The organism is uncultured Bradyrhizobium sp., from assembly GCF_936943645.1.
GTDB lineage: Bacteria > Pseudomonadota > Alphaproteobacteria > Rhizobiales > Xanthobacteraceae > Bradyrhizobium.
In genome coordinates, this window is the sequence record NZ_CAKZJO010000098.1 from 1 (window position 1) to 16400 (window position 16400).

The following is a 16400-nucleotide window of genomic DNA, read 5'->3' on the forward strand; positions in this document are numbered from 1 at the left end:
CGCGCTGCGCGCGATCGACCCTCCCCCTCCAGGGGGGGGGAAGCACGAACACCACACTTTGCGCCACGCCCACCAATCGGATAGAACGCGCACCGACCGACCCGCCAGCGAGACCGTGACATGACCGAAATTTCTCCGCTCGACCAGGCCCGCATCCTGTCCGAAGCGCTGCCGCACATGCAGCAGTACGACGAAGAAACCATCGTCATCAAATATGGCGGCCATGCCATGGGCGACGAGGAGACCGCGAAGAACTTCGCCCGCGACATCGTGCTGCTGGAGCAGACCGCGATCAATCCCGTCGTGGTGCATGGCGGCGGGCCGCAGATCGCGACCATGCTCAAGCGCCTCGGCATCGTCTCGGAATTCGCGGCCGGTCTGCGCATCACCGATGCAGCGACCATCGAGATCGTCGAGATGGTGCTGGCCGGCTCCGTCAACAAGCAGATCGTCGGCTACATCAACGAGGCCGGCGGCAAAGCCGTCGGACTGTCGGGCAAGGACGGCAACATGGTGAAAGCGTCGAAGACGACGCGCACCATCGTCGATCCCGGCTCGAACATCGAGAAGGCGATCGATCTCGGCTTCGTCGGCGACCCCGAGAAGGTCGACCTCACGCTGCTCAACCAGTTGATCGGCTACGAGCTGATCCCGGTGCTGGCGCCGCTCGCGACCTCCAAGGAAGGCCAGACGCTGAACGTCAACGCCGACACCTTTGCCGGTGCGGTGGCCGGCGCGCTCAAGGCCAAGCGCCTGTTGCTGCTCACCGACGTGCCCGGCGTGCTCGACAAGTCGAAAAAGCTGATCCCGCAATTGTCGGTCAAGGACGCGCGAAAGCTGATTGCCGACGGCACCATTTCCGGCGGCATGATCCCGAAGGTCGAGACCTGCATCTACGCGCTCGAGCAGGGCGTGCAGGGCGTCGTCATCATCGACGGCAAGATGCAGCATGCGGTGCTGCTCGAGCTCTTCACCAACCAGGGCACGGGCACGCTGATCCACAAGTGATGCGCGAACGGAAAAAGAAAGCCGTCATGGCCGGGCTTGTCCCGGCCATCCACGATCTTTCGTCCGGAGCCAAGAACGTGGATGCCCGGCACAAGGCCGGGCATGACGAATTGGAGACCCGGCGACCACGCCGCTCGGCCCTCACCCGCTTCCTGATGACGCTGCCGGCCGCGATCATCTCGTTCTTCTTCTCCTCCGCGCCTGCTTTCGCCGACCTCAAGATCTGCAACCGCATGTCCTATGTGGTCGAAGCCGCGATCGGCATCGACGACAAGGCGGCGACCGCGACGCGCGGCTGGTTCAGGATCGACCCGGCCACCTGCCGCGTGGTGGTGCAGGGCACGCTGACCGCCGACCGTATCCTGCTCAACGCCCGCGCGCTCGGCGTCTATGGCGCCTCCCCGATCCCGCAGAGCGGCAGCGACATGCTCTGTGTCGCGCAGGACAATTTCGTCATCGCGGCGGCACGGCAATGCCGCAGCGGGCAAACCCAAGTCGCATTCACGCAAGTGACGCCGACGCAAGGGACGGACGGCAACCTCATTGCCTACCTCGCCGAGGATTCCGAATATGACGACGAGCAGGCGCGCCTTGCCGGCATCCAGCGGCTGCTGGTGATCGCAGGCTACGACGCCGCGCCGATCGACGGCGTCGACGGGCCGAAGACGCAAGCCGCGCTTGCCGCCTTCCTGAAGAGCCGCGGCCTGTCGTCGGACATCGTGGGCTCGCAAAACTTCTTCAAGACCATGGTCGAAGCGGTGCAGACGCCGTCCGCGACCGGCCTCACCTGGTGCAACGACACGCCGCACAAGGTGATGGCGGCGATCGCGACCGACGACGGCAAGTCCGTGACCAGCCGCGGCTGGTATCGCATCGATCCCAAGACCTGCCTGCACCCCGACGTGACCGGCCAGCCGAAGCAGATCTTCAGCTTCGCGGAAGCCGTCGACGCCGACAACCGCGCCGTGAAGCTGAAGGACCGGCCGCTGAGCTGGGGCGGCGACAGGCAGCTCTGCACGCGCGAGACCAAGTTCGAGACCAATGAGCAGGCCGATTGCGGCGCACGGGGTTTCGCCACAACGGGCTTTGGCGCGGTGGACATGTCGAGCGGCGGCAAGACGCTGCGTTTTGCGGTCCCGTGATGGTGTTGGTTTTATGCGGGTCCTACGAATTCCGCTGTCGTCCCTGCGAACGCAGGGACCCATGACCACAGGAAGAAGTCGTGGAGCAAGATAGCCGCTGCCAGTCTTCGCCAAACCACTTCCTGTGGTTATCGCGACGAGCGCAATGCGCTCGCGCGGAGGTCCCGGATCTTCGCTTCGCTCGTCCGGGACGACGAAATGAGAGTTGGGACGGCGCTCGCACCAACGGATAGAAAGTTGTCATGACCCCTCCCCGCAGCTTCGCCCATGTCGACACCTGGGTGTTCGACCTCGACAACACGCTCTATCCGCATCACGTCAATCTGTGGCAGCAGGTCGATGTGCGGATCACCGAGTTCGTGTCCAGCTGGCTGCAGGTGACGCCGGCGGAAGCGCGAAAACTCCAGAAGGATTACTATTTGCGCTTCGGCACCACGATGCGCGGCATGATGACCCTGCATGGCGTTTCCGCCGACGACTACCTCGCCTACGTCCACAAGATCGACCATTCGCCGCTGGAGCCGAACCCGCAGCTAGGCGCGGCCATCACAAGGCTGCCGGGGCGAAAACTGATCCTGACCAACGGCTCGGTGGACCATGTCGATGCCGTGCTGGCGCGGCTCGGTCTCTCCTCGCATTTCGACGGCGTGTTCGACATCATCGCCGCCGAATTCGAGCCGAAGCCGGCGGAGCAGACCTACCGCAAATTTCTGAGCGATCATGCCGTCGACCCGACCCGCGCCGCGATGTTCGAGGACCTCGCCCGCAACCTCACCGTCCCGCACCAGCTCGGCATGACCACCGTGCTGGTGGTGCCGGACGGGACCAAAGAGGTGGTGCGCGAGGATTGGGAACTGGAGGGCCGGGACGCGGCGCATGTCGATCACGTCACGGATGATCTGACCGGATTTTTGGGCGGGCTGTCGCCACAATAACCGCTGTCGTCCCGGGCAAGCGTAAGCGCAGACCCGGGACCTCCGCGCGAGCGCATTGCGCTCGTCGCGATAGCCACAGGATTTGGTTGTCGCGCCGGATTGGTAACTCCGAATCTTCGTCAGACCACTCCCTGTGGCCATGGGTCCCGGATCGGCGCTCCGCTTCGCTGCGCTTGTCCGGGACGACAGTGGAGTATGCCTTGACTCCGTGGCCCCAAATCCCGAAAAAGCGGCCCAATCCGTCAAAATTCCCGCATCGAAGAGGAAATCCCGATGTCCCTTGCTGCCCTCGAATCCACCATCAACAGCGCCTTCGACGCGCGCGACGGCATCTCGACCTCGACCAAGGGCGAGGTGCGCGAGGCCGTGGACCAGGCGCTGGAGACCCTGGACAAGGGCGAGGCGCGCGTTGCCGAGCGCGGCGCCGACGGCAAGTGGAAGGTCAATCAATGGCTGAAGAAGGCCGTGCTGCTGTCCTTCCGCCTCAACGACATGGACGTGATCGGCGGCGGTCCCGGCAAGGCGAGCTGGTGGGACAAGGTACCCTCGAAGTTCGAAGGCTGGGGCCCGAACCGCTTTCGCGATGCCGGTTTTCGCGCGGTGCCGGGTGCGGTCGTGCGCCGCTCGGCCTTCATCGCCAAGAACGTCGTGCTGATGCCGTCCTTCGTCAATCTCGGCGCTTATGTCGATGAGAGCACCATGGTGGACACCTGGGCCACCGTCGGCTCCTGCGCCCAGATCGGCAAGCGCGTTCACATCTCCGGCGGTGCCGGCATCGGCGGCGTGCTCGAGCCGCTGCAGGCCGAGCCCGTGATCATCGAGGACGATTGCTTCATCGGCGCGCGCTCCGAGGTCGCCGAGGGCGTGATCGTGCGCAAGGGCGCGGTGCTGGCGATGGGCGTGTTCCTGGGCGCCTCGACCAAGATCGTCGACCGCGAAACCGGCGAGGTCTTCATGGGCGAAGTGCCGGAATATTCGGTGGTGGTGCCCGGCGCCCTGCCCGGCAAGCCGATGAAGAACGGCCAGATCGGCCCGAGCACCGCCTGCGCCGTCATCGTCAAGCGCGTCGACGAGCGCACGCGCTCCAAGACCAGCATCAACGAGCTGCTGCGGGATTGATGTCAGGCGAATAGCGAATGGCAGGTGGCGAATGGGGCCGCGCCCTATTCGCCATTCGCAAATCGCCATTCGCCCCTGAAATCGAACCACCCCTCCCCCCATCGCGACCAATTTCCGGGCGGCCATCCCGCCCGGAGCTGCTCGCATGGACTGGAGCTGGTACCTCTTCCGCTTCGACGGCCGCATCAACCGCGCATTGCTGTGGCAGGCGCTGCTGATCGTCGCGCTGCTGGCGGGCTTGCTGGAGATTGCCGGTCAGATCATCGGGATCATCGGGGGGACGAAGTCCACCCTGAAGCTCGGCATCGAGCTCGATTTCGACTTCGGTCTCGGCGACCTCTTCAAGCTGGTCGATCCCCGCAGCTCCCGCCCGCTCGCATCCGCCGATCTCGCGACCGCGGTCCTCAGGGCGTCCGGCATGGCGCTGTTCTTCTGGATTTATCTCGCGACGGCGATCAAGCGGCTGCACGATCGCGACAGCAGCGGCTGGTGGATCATTCCGTTCTGCTTCCTGCCCGGCCTGTTCAGCCAGTTCGCCGACCTGCTCCCCGAGTTGAGCTGGATGCTTTCGCTCAGCCTGCCCTTCTCCATCCTGTGGCTGTGGGGCTTCGTCGAAATGTTCTGCCGGCCCGGTACCCCCGGGCACAACCGCTTCGGCCCCGATCCACTTCTCGAAATCGAGGACGGTTCAGCCACGCCCCCTGCGCAAGACTGGGACCAGGGCCGCGAGATCGAAATTGTCCCGCCCAGCGCTAGCCCACCCGGCGGCATGCATGTTAAGCGGGGCGCATGACCGATGCTCTCTCCATTGCCCGCGATCTCATCCGCTGCCCCTCGGTGACCCCGGCCGATGCCGGTGCGCTCGGGGTGCTTGAAAAGGCCCTTGGGGCAGTGGGCTTCACTTGCCACCGCGTGACGTTCAGCGAAGACGGCATCGCCGACGTCGACAATCTCTATGCGCGGATCGGCACCGAAGGGCCGCACATCACCTTTGCCGGCCACACCGACGTGGTGCCGCCCGGCGACGAGAGCGCCTGGAGCGTCGGCGCGTTCTCCGGCGAGGTGAAGGACGGTGTCCTGCATGGCCGCGGCGCGGTCGACATGAAGGGCGGCATCGCCTGCTCGGTCGCAGCCGTGCTGGAGCATCTCGCCGCGAATGGCGGCAAGCCGCGCGCCGATGGGACGGGCTCGATCTCATTCCTGATCACCGGCGACGAGGAAGACGTCTCCATCAACGGCACCATCAAGCTCCTGAAATGGGCCGCCGAACGCGGCGAAAAATTCGACCATTGCGTGCTCGGCGAGCCCTCCAATGTCGAGACGCTCGGCGACACCATCAAGGTCGGTCGCCGCGGCTCGCAATCGGGCACGCTGTATGTCGACGGCGTGCAGGGCCATGTCGCCTATCCGCATCGCGCTTCCAATCCGGTGCCGGACATTTCGCGATTGATCGTCGCCATCAGTGACGAGCCGCTCGACCACGGCAGCGCGCAATTCCAGGCGTCCAATCTCGAATTCACCTCGGTCGACGTCGGCAACAAGGCCAATAACGTCATCCCGGGCGAGGCCCGCGCCAAATTCAACATCCGCTACAACGACAACCACACCCAAGCGTCGTTGCGCGAGCTGGTCGAGACGCGTCTTGCAAAAGCCTGCGGCAACCGCATCAAGGCCCGCATCGTCTGGGAACCATCGAACTCCAACGTATTCGTGACCAAGCCCGGCCCGTTCACCGATCTCGCGGTCTCCGCGATCGAGGAAGTCACGGGCCGCAAACCGGAGCTGTCGACGTCAGGCGGCACGTCGGATGCGCGCTTCATCTCCAGCTATTGCCCGGTGATCGAGTTCGGCCTGGTCGGCCAGACCATGCACCAGGTCGACGAGCACGTGCCGGTAGCTGATCTGGAGAAGCTGACGAAGGTGTATCGCGGGATACTGACGCGGTATTTTGGGTAAGGGCTTATATTGCCAAACACTCCGCCGTCATGCCCGGGCTTGTCCCGGGCATCCCCGTTCTTCGGCGCTCCCGTTAAGCAAGGGCGTGGATGGCCGGGACAGGCCCGGCCATGACGGCTGTGGTGGCATCACGCTCAATAATCCACCTGCATCAGATACAGCCCCTCCGGCGGCGCGACGATGCCGCAGGCGGCGCGATTGCGGGCTTCCAGGGCTGCGGAGAGATCGTCGGCGGTCCAGCGGCCCTCGCCGACCCAGACCAGCGAGCCCACCATCGAGCGCACCTGGCTGTGCAGGAATGAGCGCGCGGATGTCACGATGACGATCTCGCGGCCGTCGCGCGTGACGTCGAGCTGATCGAGCGTCTTCTCCGGCGATTTGGCCTGGCACTCGGTGTCGCGAAACGTCGTGAAATCGTGCTTGCCGAGCAGACGCTTGGCTGCCGTATGCATCGCATCGGCGTCGAGCTTGCGCGGCACGCGCCAGGCGTGGCCGACGTCGAGCGCGAGATTGGCGCGGGTGTTGATGACGCGGTAGCGATAGTGGCGCTTCACGGCCGAGAAGCGCGCCTCGAAACTGTCTGGCACGATCTCGGCTTCCAGCACCGCGATCGGATGCGGGCGCAGATGCGCGTTGAGCCCGTCACGAAACCGGCCCGGCGGAAACTGCTTCTCGATATCGACATGCGCGACCTGGCCGCGCGCGTGCACGCCGGCATCGGTGCGGCCCGCGCCGTGCACGCGCAAAGCTGCACCGGTCATCGCCTTTACGGCGGCTTCCAGCGCGCCCTGCACCGAGGGCAGCGTATCCTGGATCTGCCAACCGAAGAACGGCGCGCCGTCATATTCGATGGTGAGCTTGTAGCGGGGCATCTATCCGATTTAATCCGGTGTCATTGCCGGGCTTGACCCGGCAATCCATCGCCTGGGAAGGAGTCTTGCGAGAAGATGGATACGCGGGTCAAGCCCGCGTATGACGAGTTGACTAGTTGAACCTCGCTCCTGCCTTCACCGGCACGCCGCGCAGGAAGTCGGCGGCCTGCATGCGGCCCTTGCCCTCGCGCTGCAGCTCGATGATGCGGATCGCTCCTTCGCCGCAGGCGATGGTGAGCTGGTCGTCGAGCACCTCGCCCGGCGCGCCGGATCCTTTCGCCAGCTCGCAGCGCAGGATCTTTACGCGCGCAGCATCGAGCTCGGCCCAGGCGCCGGGGAAGGGCGACAGGCCGTGGATGTGGCGCAGCACGTCGCGTGCCGGCTTGCTCCAGTCGATCCGCGCCTCGGCCTTGTCGATCTTGGCGGCGTAGGTGACGCCGTCCTCGCTCTGCTGCCTGAGCTGGAGCCCGCCGCGCCCGAGTGCGGCCATCGCGCGCACCATCAGGTCGGCACCGAGGCGGGAGAGGCGGTCGTGCAGATCGAGCGCGGTCATGGTGTCCGATATCGGAAGGCGCTCGGCCATGGCGACGTCGCCGGTGTCGAGGCCGACATCCATCTTCATCACCATCACGCCGCTCTCGGCATCGCCGGCCATGATGGCACGGTTGATGGGGGCCGCACCGCGCCAGCGCGGCAGCAGCGAAGCGTGCAGATTGTAGCAGCCGAGCTTTGGCGCATCGAGGATCGCCTGCGGCAGGATCATGCCGTAGGCGACGACAACGGCGGCATCGGCGTCGAACGCGCTGAACTCGTCGAGCGCTTCCTGGGTCTTCAACGTCTTCGGCGTCAGCACGGGAATGCCGAGTTTTCGCGCGACCTCCTCGACCGGGGTTGGCTGCAATTGCAGGCCACGGCGGCCGCCCGGCTTCGGCGCGCGGGTGTAGACGGCGACGATCTCGTGGCCATGCGCGACCAGCTCGAGCAGCGTCGGCACGGAGAAATCGGGCGTGCCCATGAAGATGAGGCGGAGGGGCATGTGACTGCGACAATCCTCGGAAGCGAGCAAGGTACTCGTCATGGCCGGGCTTGTCCCGGCCATCCACGATCTTCCTGCTCGCGGCGGCAAAGAACGTGGATGCCCGGCACAAGGCCGGGCATGACGGCGGAGGACTTGGCTACTCCGCGCGCTTGGCGGCTTTCTCGAACTTCTTCATGACGCGGTCGCGCTTGAGCTTCGACAGATAGTCGACGAACAAGACGCCGTTGAGATGATCGATCTCGTGCTGGATGCAGGTGGCGTAGAGGCCTTCGGCATCCTCCTCGTGCACCTTGCCGTCGAGATCCGTGAAGCGCACGCGCACTTTCGCGGGCCGTTCGACCTCCTCGTAATATTCCGGGATCGACAGGCAGCCTTCCTCGTAGACCGAGAGCTCCTCGGAGGAGGCGACGATCTCGGGGTTGATGAAGACGCGCGGCAGCGGCTTGGTCTCGCCGTTCTCGTCGCGCTTGGCGAGATCCATGGTGATCAGCCGCAGCGGCTGCGCGATCTGGATCGCCGCGAGCCCGATGCCGGGCGCGTCGTACATGGTCTCGAACATGTCGTCGGCAAGCTTGCGGATCTCGGCCGTGACCTTCTCGATCGGCTTGGAGACCAGACGCAGCTGCTTGTCGGGCAGGATGATGATTTCTCTGAGGGCCATGGCCGCGATTTAAGCCCCATGCCGGATGCGGTCAATGCGCCTGGGAACCCCGTTAACCCCTCGCTAACCATAAAACTTCAGGTTTCGTTAACCATAAAAATTAGGGGGTCGTTAACCGCCCTCGTTCCCTCTTCGTTCGCGAGAGCCCGGCGAATCGGCTACAAGGCGGCATGAACGAGATCATTTTCACGGCTGGCGACTGGCCGGTCCGCACCATCGACGCGCTGATCGGCTTCGGCGCGCTCGTCCTTGTCCTGCTCGTGGTGATAGCGGTGGTGATCGCACGCTCCGGGCGGCGAGGCGCGGAACTCGCCATGGCGCATGCGATCCGGGCCGACGAGCTCGAGGAGCGCCTCAGCGAGGTACTGCGCGCCCAGAGCGAATCGTCGGGCCGGGTCGACGCCATGACCCAGGCGCTGGCGGGACGCCAGGCCGAGATGGCGCGGGCGGTCAACGAGCGGCTGGATTCGGTGACCCACCGCGTCGGCCAGTCCATGGAACATTCGACCCGCAACACCATGGAGAGCCTGCGCGCCCTGCACGAGCGGCTCGGCATCATCGACAACGCGCACAAGAACCTCACCGATCTCACCACGCAAGTGACGACCTTGCGCGACGTGCTCGCCAACAAGCAGTCGCGCGGCGCCTTCGGCCAGGCGCGGATGGAGGCGATCGTCCAGGACGGCCTGCCGAAGGGCTCCTACGAGTTCCAGTTCACGCTCTCCACCGGCAAGCGGCCCGACTGCGTCGTGTTCCTGCCCGACCAGCGCCCGCTCTGCATCGACGCGAAATTCCCGCTTGAGGCGATGACGGCGCTGCATGACGCCCGCACCGACGAGGAGAAGCGCCTCGCCACGCAGCGGCTGCGCGGCGACGTGATGAAGCATGTCAGCGACATCGCCGAAAAATATCTCGTCACCGGCGAGACCCAGGAGATGGCGCTGATGTTCGTGCCGTCGGAATCGGTCTACGCGGAAATTCATGACGGCTTCGACGACGTGATCCAGAAGGCCTACCGCGCCCGCGTCGTGCTGGTGTCGCCCTCGCTCTTGATGCTGGCGATCCAGGTCATGCAGCAGATCATGAAGGACGCGCGCATGCGCGACGCCGCCGACCAGATCCAGACCGAAGTGATCAAGCTCGGCGACGATCTCGGTCGCCTCAGGGACCGCGTGGTCAAGCTGCAGAAGCATTTTTCCGATGCGAACGAGGACGTCCGCCAGATCCTGATCTCCGCCGACAAGATCGAAAAGCGCGCAGGGCGAATCGAGGAGCTCGATTTCAGCAAGAGCGACGCTCCGGAAGGACCGCGGCTGGTGGCTGGCGCAGGCGAGCTGTTTCCGCGGAAGCTCCAGGCGGGGGAGTAGATTGAGCCACACTGTCATGCCCCGCGCAGGCGGGGCATCCAGTACGCTGCGGCGGTTGTGATTGAGCCGGGGACGCCGGTGATTACTGGATCGTCCGCCTTCGCGGACGATGACAGCGAGGATGCATCGACGACTTTCCTTCTCGCAGGCTCCACCAGAGTCTTTTTCCCCAGAATCTGCTAACACCGCTCCATGACCGCACCCGACGCAACTTCCCCCGCCGGCACCGAGACCCCTGCGACTTCCTGGCGCGACAGTCTTGCCGTTTACCTGCAGCCGCGGGTGCTGATCGTGCTGTTTCTCGGCTTCTCCTCGGGGCTACCGCTGGCGCTGTCGGGCTCGACGCTGCTGGTGTGGATGCGCGAGGCCGGTGTTGACCTCAAGACCATCGGGCTGTTCGCGCTGGTCGGCACGCCCTACACGCTGAAATTCCTGTGGGCGCCGCTGGTGGATGCGCTGCATGTGCCGCTGTTCACGCGTGCGTTCGGACGGCGGCGCGGCTGGCTGCTGTTTTCGCAATTGCTGCTGATCGTCGCGATCCTGCTGCTGGCGATGACAGACCCCGCGCGCTCGCCGTTCTATGTCGCGCTGGGCGCGCTGCTGGTGGCGACGACGTCATCGACGCAGGACATCGTGGTCGACGCGTTCCGCGTCGAGAGCTTGCCGGAGAGCGAGCAGGCCGCGGGCATGGCGGCTTACGTCGCCGCCTACCGCATCGGCATGCTGGTTTCGACCGCGGGCGCGCTGTTCATGGTGTCGGGCTTCGAGAGCACCGGCATCACCCGCACCTCCGCCTGGATGTGGGGCTATGTGGTGATGGCCGCGATGGTGTTGATCGGCACGATCACGGCGCTGCTCGCGACCGAGCCGGAGCAATCGCAGCGCGCCGACGCCGCGACGCAGGCCGACAGCGCGTTCACCCGTGTGCTGCACGCGGCGATCGGCGCCTTCTCGGAATTCCTGACCCGCAAGGATGCGCTCGTCGCGCTTGCCTTCGTCGTGCTGTTCAAATTCACCGATGCCTTCTCCGGCACGATGACCGCGCCGTTCGTGATCGACCTCGGCTTTACCCGCAACGACTATGCGGCGATCGTGAAGGGCGTCGGCCTCGCCGCGACGCTGATCGGCGGCTTTGCCGGCGGCTTCGTGGCGCGGCGCTATTCGCTGGCGACATCGCTCTGGATCGGCGGCATGGTGCAGGCGCTCGCCAATCTGTCCTTTTCCTGGCTCGCCGTGGTCGGCACCAATCAATGGGCGCTGGCGTTCGCGATCTGCGCCGAGAATTTCACCAGCGCCATCGGCACCGTGATCTTCGTCGCCTATCTCTCCGCCCTGTGCCAGAACCCGCTGCACACGGCGACGCAATATGCGCTGCTCACCGCGCTCGCGGCGGTGGGGCGGACCTATCTGTCATCAGGGGCAGGCTTCGTCGCCGCGGCGACCGGCTGGCCGATGTTCTTCGTGATCTGCGTGCTGGTGGCGATCCCGAGCCTGGTGCTGCTGGCGTATTTGCAGAGGCGCGGGCACTTTGATGCGCTGGGGCCGGTGAGGGTTTAATATCTAGTGCCGTAGAGTGGGCAAAGGCGCAACACGCCGTGCCCACCATCTCGCGATGGATTAGAAGCAGGTCGTGGGCACGCTTCGCTTTGCCCACCCTACGGCAGCTCACCCGCCGCCCTACTGCTTCTTGATCAGGCTCCACTTGGTGATCACGGCTTCGCTCATCTGGCCGGCATCGCTGGCGCAAGCGATCTCGTCGACCTTGACGGAGATCTCCTTGCCGACGAACGATTTCAGCTGCGTGGCCTGCGCATCGCTGGAGGTGACGAGCTGGAAGGTTTCGGGGCCGGTCTCGAGATTGCACAGCCCGTTCGGCGCCGGCAGGCGGCGCGGCTCGGACGTGATCTGGTACATCGAAACCCGCTTGCCGGCTTTCTTGGCGTCGCGCACCTTCATTGCGTTCAATTCGCCCGACAGCACGTCGCCGGTGTTGATCGGCTTGCCGGGCTTCGAGGGCGGCGGCGCGCCGTCGTCCTGCTGCGCGGAGATGGCCGGGGTCGCCAGCATCGCCATCGTCGCGACCAAAGCCAATCGTGTGGCGAAAAGTTTCGTCATGTCGTCCGTTCCGTAAGATCTCTGGGATGGAGATTGTTGTTGTGACGCGTTTTCTTCACGCGAACCGGTATCCACTTCGCTCGAAAACGCTCTAGAACAGGGTTCGCTGTCGCATCGCTGCCGATAGCGTACCTTCGTCGAGATAATCAAGCTCGCCGCCGACGGGAACTCCGTGGGCGAGCCGCGTCACCTTCACATTGGCGTCCTGAAGCAGGTCGGTGATGTAATGTGCGGTGGTCTGACCGTCGACCGTCGCATTCAGCGCCAGGATGATCTCGTGCACCTCGGCGGCATGGGCACGCGCCACCAGCGCATCGATGGTCAGATCCTGCGGGCCGACGCCGTCGAGCGGCGACAATGTCGCGCCCAGCACATGATAGCGCCCTTGCGTCGCATTGGCCCGCTCCAGCGCCCAGAGATCGGCGACGTCGGCGACGACGACGATGATGGCGGGATCGCGCTTCGGGTCGGTGCAGACGGTGCAGGGATTTTGGGTATCGATGTTGCCGCAGGTCTTGCAGACCTGGACCTTGTCGAGCGCTACCTGCATGGCCGAGGCCAGCGGCATCATCAGCGCTTCGCGCTTCTTGATCAGATGCAGCGCCGCGCGCCGCGCCGAGCGCGGACCAAGGCCCGGCAACCGTGCGAGCAGCTGAACCAGCCGCTCGATTTCGGGACCTGCAACCGCACCCATCTTACTGGCCGAACAACCCCGGCGGCAGGCCGAGGCCGCCGGTGAGGGCCTGCATCTTCTCCTGCATCGCCGTCTCCGCCTTGCGGCGCGCATCACCGAACGCGGTGACGAGCAGGTCTTCCAGCACTTCCTGCTCCTCCGGCTTCATCAGCGAGGGATCGATCCTGACGCCCTTGACGTCCATCTTCGCGGTCATGCGCACGGCGACGAGGCCGCCGCCGGAGATGCCCTCGACCTCCACATTGGCGAGCTGGTCCTGCATCTCCTGCATCTTGGATTGCAGCTGCGCCGCCTGTTTCATCATGCCGAGAAAATCAGCCATGGGTGTTCGTCCTTAGAAAGAAATGGCTCAGAGATCGTCGTCGCCGTCGGAACCGTCGGGCGGATCGTCACTGCCATAGTCTGCGTTTATATTGGCTTCCGGCGCCTCGGGGGCAAGCCTGCGGACCTCGACGACCTTGGCGCCGGGGAAGCGCGACAGCACCTCCTGCACGCGCGGATCTGCCTCCGCGGTGCGCGCATGCTCCTGCTTGGCGGCCTGGTTCACCGAGCGCAGCGTCGGCTGGCCCTGCTCGTTCGAGACGATCACGGTCCAGCGCCGGCCGGTCCACATCTCGAATTTTCGCGCAAGCTCGGTGATCATTGTCTTCGAGGCGTTCGGCTCGAGCGCGATTTCGAGCCGACCCTCCTCGAAACGGACGAGGCGCATGTCGCCTTCGAGCGCGGCCTTGGTCATGACGTCGCGCTTCTGGCTGGCAAGCGCGACGAGCTGGGTGAAGCTCGTGATGCGCAACTGCGGCGCGGCGCCTTGCGGATCCGGCGCGGGGGCGACCATCTGCGGCCGTGCGCCACCGCCACCGAACGCCGTCGGCGACGATGTCGGCATGCGAACCGGCGCTGCAGACGTAACGGGCGCCGCGGAAGCCATCGGTGCAGAGGGGGCGCTGCTGCGCGCAGCACCGCCGCTCACGACCGGCGAGCCGCCGCCGTTCTGCTCCAGCATCCTGATCGCTTCGTCCGGCGTCGGCAGGTCGGCGACATAGGCGATGCGCACCAGCACCATCTCGGCGGCCGCTGCGGGCCGCGTTGCGGCCTGCACCTCGGTGATGCCCTTGAGCAGCATCTGCCACATCCGCGACAGCACGCGCATCGAGATCTTCGAGGCGAAATCCTTGGCGCGCACCCGCTCGGTCTCGCCATAGGCGACATTGTCGGCGGTCGCCGGCACGATCTTCACGCGGGTGACGAAATTGACGAATTCGGCGAGGTCAGAGAGCACGACGATCGGATCGGCGCCGACGTCGTACTGATCGCGGAATTCCTTGAAGGCAGAGGCAATATCGCCGCGCGCCAGCGAATCGAAGAGGTCGATGACGCGGGTGCGGTCGGCGAGGCCCAGCATCTGCCTGACGGCATCGGCCTTCACCTGGCCCGCCGCATGCGCGATCGCCTGGTCCAGCAGCGACAGCGAGTCGCGCACCGAGCCCTCGGCGGCGCGGGCGATGATGCCGAGCGCCTCGGGCTCGATCTCGACGTTTTCCTTCGTGGCGATATTGGCAAGGTGCTTCATCAGCACGTCGGCCTCGACGCGGCGCAGGTCGAAGCGCTGGCAGCGCGACAGCACCGTCACCGGAACCTTGCGGATCTCCGTCGTCGCGAACACGAACTTGGCGTGCTCCGGCGGCTCCTCCAGCGTCTTCAGGAAGGCGTTGAACGCCGCCGTCGACAGCATGTGGACTTCGTCGATGATGTAGACCTTGTAGCGGGCGCTCGCCGGTGCGTAGCGCACGCTGTCATTGATCTGGCGGACGTCGTCGACGCCGGTATGCGAGGCCGCGTCCATCTCCAGCACGTCCATGTGCCGGCTTTCCATGATCGCCTGGCAATGCACGCCCAGGGTCGGCATGTGGATGGTCGGGCCCTTCACCGAACCATCCGGCATCTCGTAGTTGAGCGCACGGGCCAGGATGCGCGCCGTGGTGGTCTTGCCGACACCGCGGACGCCGGTGAGGATCCAGGCCTGCGGAATGCGGCCGGTCTCGAACGCGTTCGAGACGGTGCGGACCACGGCCTCCTGGCCGATCAGATCGTCGAATGAGGAGGGGCGGTATTTGCGCGCCAGAACCCGGTAAGGCGCGTTGCCGGCCGGGCCGGCGCTATCGGGGTTCGGAGGGGCGCCAGCGTCGGTCATCGGTCGATCCGCAATGAAATGTCTCGTGGCCGGCTTTTGCGGAAAGGAGCGCGCTGGCGGCTGCTGCCGCCGGCGCTGGTTCGCTCGAAAAACAGGTAGGAGACTGACGAGCGACCCGATCCGGACCTCGTTAGGGCTGCTTCCTTCCGGACCTGACCCGGTTGGCGAGTGGCTCGTCCACCGCCAATCTCCCGGTCCCTATTTGGGGCCAAAGGGAGCGGAAAGCAAGCGGGTATCGGCTTGAACAGGTTGAGTTTGCCCAGCATCCGGGCATATCCCGGGCTGCCCAGCCAATAGGCTGTGCTTCCGCTGATGGGACCACCTTGCTAAGAACGGCTGGCGGAACTCCATCCAACCAGAAAAGCAGTGATCCCCATGGTTACACGTCGTGATGTTGCATCGATTGTCGGGCTCGGCGCGGTCGCCGCAGCTTCGCTGGCCGCCCCGGCCGTGGCGCAGACTGCCGATCCCAACGAATCGACCTTTGCCCGCATCCGCCGGACCAAGAAGATGCGGATCGGCGCGGTTGGCGGCGGCGCCCCCTATTACATGAAGGATCTTTCCAGCGGCCAGTGGAAGGGCTTCTACATTGACATCGCCAAGGGACTGGCCGACGACATGGAGGCCGAGCTCGAGATCACCGAGACCACCTGGGGCAATTCGGTGCTGGATCTGCAGGCCAACAAGATCGACATCTTCTTCGGCCTCAACCCGACCCCGAAGCGCGCACTGGTGGTCGATTTCTCGGTGCCGGTTTTCAACAACGCCTTCGGCATCCTCTGCAAGAAGGATTTCAAGCCGAAGAGCTGGGCCGAGTTGAACTCGCCCGACATCAAGATCGCGGTCGACCAGGGCTCCTCACACGACCAGGTCGTCAGCCGCCTGACGCCAAAGGCGCAGATCACCCGGCTGAAGACCGCCGACGATGCCACCGCCGCGTTGCAGACCGGCCGCGTCGATGCGCAATGCCTGATCACCATGCTGTCGCTGACCGTGCTGAAGAAGAATCCCTCGCTCGGCCAGCTCGTGCTGCCGACGCCGATCTTCGCGACGACGTCGAATGCCGGCTTCCGCCGCGAGAACGACAAGACCTGGCGCGACTACGTCAACACCTGGATCGACTTCAACAAGGGCCTCGGCTTCATCCGCAACGCGATCATCACCAACATGGAGCTGGTGGGCGTGACGGAAGCGGACATTCCGCCGGGCGTTTCGTTGTAAGGTGTGATGAAGTCAGGGCCGGCTCGCTCCGCGCACTCCGCTCTGCCCCCTCTCCCGCTTGCGGGGGAGGGTTGGGGTGG

The 16400-nt window shown here is 65.1% G+C and carries 16 protein-coding genes and 1 other RNA gene; 9 read left to right on the forward strand and 8 right to left on the reverse strand.

The features are described from left to right. Nucleotides 1-120 precede the first annotated feature (120 nt). The 6 genes from argB to dapE all read left to right on the forward strand — a co-directional run bounded on the left by argB (nt 121) and on the right by dapE (nt 6160). Nucleotides 121-1008 (forward strand): acetylglutamate kinase, encoded by an 888-nt coding sequence (gene argB, locus Q0743_RS28175; RefSeq protein ID WP_298244732.1) that lies wholly within the window; start codon nt 121-123, stop codon nt 1006-1008. Nucleotides 1009-1163: 155 nt separating this feature from the next. Beyond that, the gene (locus Q0743_RS28180) at nt 1164-2150 is read left to right on the forward strand and encodes a DUF1036 domain-containing protein (protein ID WP_298244746.1); all 987 of its coding nucleotides are present in this window, start codon (nt 1164-1166) and stop codon (nt 2148-2150) included. A gap of 242 nt (nt 2151-2392) precedes the next feature. Further along, nucleotides 2393-3085, forward strand: a complete 693-nt coding sequence (locus Q0743_RS28185) for a pyrimidine 5'-nucleotidase (protein ID WP_298244733.1) — start codon at nt 2393-2395, stop codon at nt 3083-3085. A 273-nt stretch (nt 3086-3358) separates the two neighbouring features. Next, nucleotides 3359-4204 (forward strand): 2,3,4,5-tetrahydropyridine-2,6-dicarboxylate N-succinyltransferase, encoded by an 846-nt coding sequence (dapD, locus tag Q0743_RS28190; RefSeq protein ID WP_298244734.1) that lies wholly within the window; start codon nt 3359-3361, stop codon nt 4202-4204. A 145-nt stretch (nt 4205-4349) separates the two neighbouring features. Beyond that, nucleotides 4350-4997, forward strand: a complete 648-nt coding sequence (locus Q0743_RS28195; RefSeq protein ID WP_298244735.1) for a DUF805 domain-containing protein — start codon at nt 4350-4352, stop codon at nt 4995-4997. Beyond that, a complete protein-coding gene (gene dapE / locus Q0743_RS28200; RefSeq protein ID WP_298244736.1) occupies nt 4994-6160 on the forward strand; it encodes a succinyl-diaminopimelate desuccinylase in 1167 nt (388 codons plus the stop codon). The genes Q0743_RS28195 and dapE overlap by 4 nt, the downstream gene beginning before the upstream one ends. A 134-nt stretch (nt 6161-6294) precedes the next feature. Here dapE and truA read toward each other — a convergent pair whose 3' ends face one another. The 3 genes from truA to def form a co-directional block, all read right to left on the reverse strand. Continuing rightward, nucleotides 6295-7032 carry a tRNA pseudouridine(38-40) synthase TruA gene (gene truA / locus Q0743_RS28205; RefSeq protein ID WP_298244737.1) on the reverse strand — a complete coding sequence of 246 codons (738 nt, stop codon included), beginning with the start codon at nt 7030-7032 and terminating at the stop codon, nt 6295-6297. Nucleotides 7033-7144: 112 nt separating this feature from the next. After that, entirely contained in the window at nt 7145-8068 is a 924-nt protein-coding gene (gene fmt / locus Q0743_RS28210) for a methionyl-tRNA formyltransferase (RefSeq protein WP_298244738.1), read from the reverse strand. Nucleotides 8069-8207: 139 nt separating this feature from the next. Beyond that, the gene (def, locus tag Q0743_RS28215; RefSeq protein WP_298244739.1) at nt 8208-8732 is read right to left on the reverse strand and encodes a peptide deformylase; all 525 of its coding nucleotides are present in this window, start codon (nt 8730-8732) and stop codon (nt 8208-8210) included. A gap of 170 nt (nt 8733-8902) precedes the next feature. On the opposite strand from def, the gene Q0743_RS28220 reads away from it, so the two are divergent. Together Q0743_RS28220 and Q0743_RS28225 are read left to right on the forward strand one after the other, a co-directional pair. Further along, complete coding sequence (locus Q0743_RS28220) at nt 8903-10099, forward strand: DNA recombination protein RmuC (RefSeq protein WP_298244740.1); 1197 nt, start codon at nt 8903-8905, stop codon at nt 10097-10099. A gap of 192 nt (nt 10100-10291) precedes the next feature. Beyond that, a complete protein-coding gene (locus tag Q0743_RS28225; protein WP_298244741.1) occupies nt 10292-11656 on the forward strand; it encodes an MFS transporter in 1365 nt (454 codons plus the stop codon). Between the two features lie 120 nt (nt 11657-11776). Here the strand turns inward: Q0743_RS28225 and Q0743_RS28230 are convergent, their stop codons facing one another. The 5 genes from Q0743_RS28230 to ffs form a co-directional block, all read right to left on the reverse strand. Further along, nucleotides 11777-12214 carry a hypothetical protein gene (locus tag Q0743_RS28230; RefSeq protein ID WP_298244742.1) on the reverse strand — a complete coding sequence of 146 codons (438 nt, stop codon included), beginning with the start codon at nt 12212-12214 and terminating at the stop codon, nt 11777-11779. 91 nt (nt 12215-12305) lie between these two features. Beyond that, nucleotides 12306-12908, reverse strand: coding sequence for a recombination mediator RecR (recR, locus tag Q0743_RS28235; protein WP_100174939.1), 603 nt, complete (start codon nt 12906-12908; stop codon nt 12306-12308). 1 nt (nt 12909) lies between these two features. Next, nucleotides 12910-13230 carry a YbaB/EbfC family nucleoid-associated protein gene (locus Q0743_RS28240; protein ID WP_298244743.1) on the reverse strand — a complete coding sequence of 107 codons (321 nt, stop codon included), beginning with the start codon at nt 13228-13230 and terminating at the stop codon, nt 12910-12912. Nucleotides 13231-13257: 27 nt separating this feature from the next. Further along, on the reverse strand, nt 13258-15099 hold the full coding sequence (locus Q0743_RS28245; RefSeq protein WP_298244744.1) for a DNA polymerase III subunit gamma/tau: 1842 nt from the start codon (nt 15097-15099) through the stop codon (nt 13258-13260). A 95-nt stretch (nt 15100-15194) separates the two neighbouring features. Beyond that, nucleotides 15195-15291: signal recognition particle sRNA small type (gene ffs, locus Q0743_RS28250), an RNA gene on the reverse strand. 183 nt (nt 15292-15474) lie between these two features. On the opposite strand from ffs, the gene Q0743_RS28255 reads away from it, so the two are divergent. Further along, entirely contained in the window at nt 15475-16320 is an 846-nt protein-coding gene (locus tag Q0743_RS28255) for a transporter substrate-binding domain-containing protein (protein WP_298244745.1), read from the forward strand. Nucleotides 16321-16400: the final 80 nt, after the last annotated feature.

What these genes read in the sequence shown, in the direction of transcription:
- recR (WP_100174939.1), bottom strand. Translation starts at nt 12,908, where the DNA reads ATGGGTGCGGTTGCAGGTCCCGAAATCGAGCGGCTGGTTCAGCTGCTC.
- Q0743_RS28180 (WP_298244746.1), top strand. Translation starts at nt 1,164, where the DNA reads ATGACGCTGCCGGCCGCGATCATCTCGTTCTTCTTCTCCTCCGCGCCT.
- Q0743_RS28230 (WP_298244742.1), bottom strand. Translation starts at nt 12,214, where the DNA reads ATGACGAAACTTTTCGCCACACGATTGGCTTTGGTCGCGACGATGGCG.
- fmt (WP_298244738.1), bottom strand. Translation starts at nt 8,068, where the DNA reads ATGCCCCTCCGCCTCATCTTCATGGGCACGCCCGATTTCTCCGTGCCG.
- Q0743_RS28245 (WP_298244744.1), bottom strand. Translation starts at nt 15,099, where the DNA reads ATGACCGACGCTGGCGCCCCTCCGAACCCCGATAGCGCCGGCCCGGCC.
- truA (WP_298244737.1), bottom strand. Translation starts at nt 7,032, where the DNA reads ATGCCCCGCTACAAGCTCACCATCGAATATGACGGCGCGCCGTTCTTC.
- def (WP_298244739.1), bottom strand. Translation starts at nt 8,732, where the DNA reads ATGGCCCTCAGAGAAATCATCATCCTGCCCGACAAGCAGCTGCGTCTG.
- Q0743_RS28240 (WP_298244743.1), bottom strand. Translation starts at nt 13,230, where the DNA reads ATGGCTGATTTTCTCGGCATGATGAAACAGGCGGCGCAGCTGCAATCC.
- Q0743_RS28255 (WP_298244745.1), top strand. Translation starts at nt 15,475, where the DNA reads ATGGTTACACGTCGTGATGTTGCATCGATTGTCGGGCTCGGCGCGGTC.
- Q0743_RS28195 (WP_298244735.1), top strand. Translation starts at nt 4,350, where the DNA reads ATGGACTGGAGCTGGTACCTCTTCCGCTTCGACGGCCGCATCAACCGC.
- dapD (WP_298244734.1), top strand. Translation starts at nt 3,359, where the DNA reads ATGTCCCTTGCTGCCCTCGAATCCACCATCAACAGCGCCTTCGACGCG.
- Q0743_RS28185 (WP_298244733.1), top strand. Translation starts at nt 2,393, where the DNA reads ATGACCCCTCCCCGCAGCTTCGCCCATGTCGACACCTGGGTGTTCGAC.
- Q0743_RS28225 (WP_298244741.1), top strand. Translation starts at nt 10,292, where the DNA reads ATGACCGCACCCGACGCAACTTCCCCCGCCGGCACCGAGACCCCTGCG.
- Q0743_RS28220 (WP_298244740.1), top strand. Translation starts at nt 8,903, where the DNA reads ATGAACGAGATCATTTTCACGGCTGGCGACTGGCCGGTCCGCACCATC.
- dapE (WP_298244736.1), top strand. Translation starts at nt 4,994, where the DNA reads ATGACCGATGCTCTCTCCATTGCCCGCGATCTCATCCGCTGCCCCTCG.
- argB (WP_298244732.1), top strand. Translation starts at nt 121, where the DNA reads ATGACCGAAATTTCTCCGCTCGACCAGGCCCGCATCCTGTCCGAAGCG.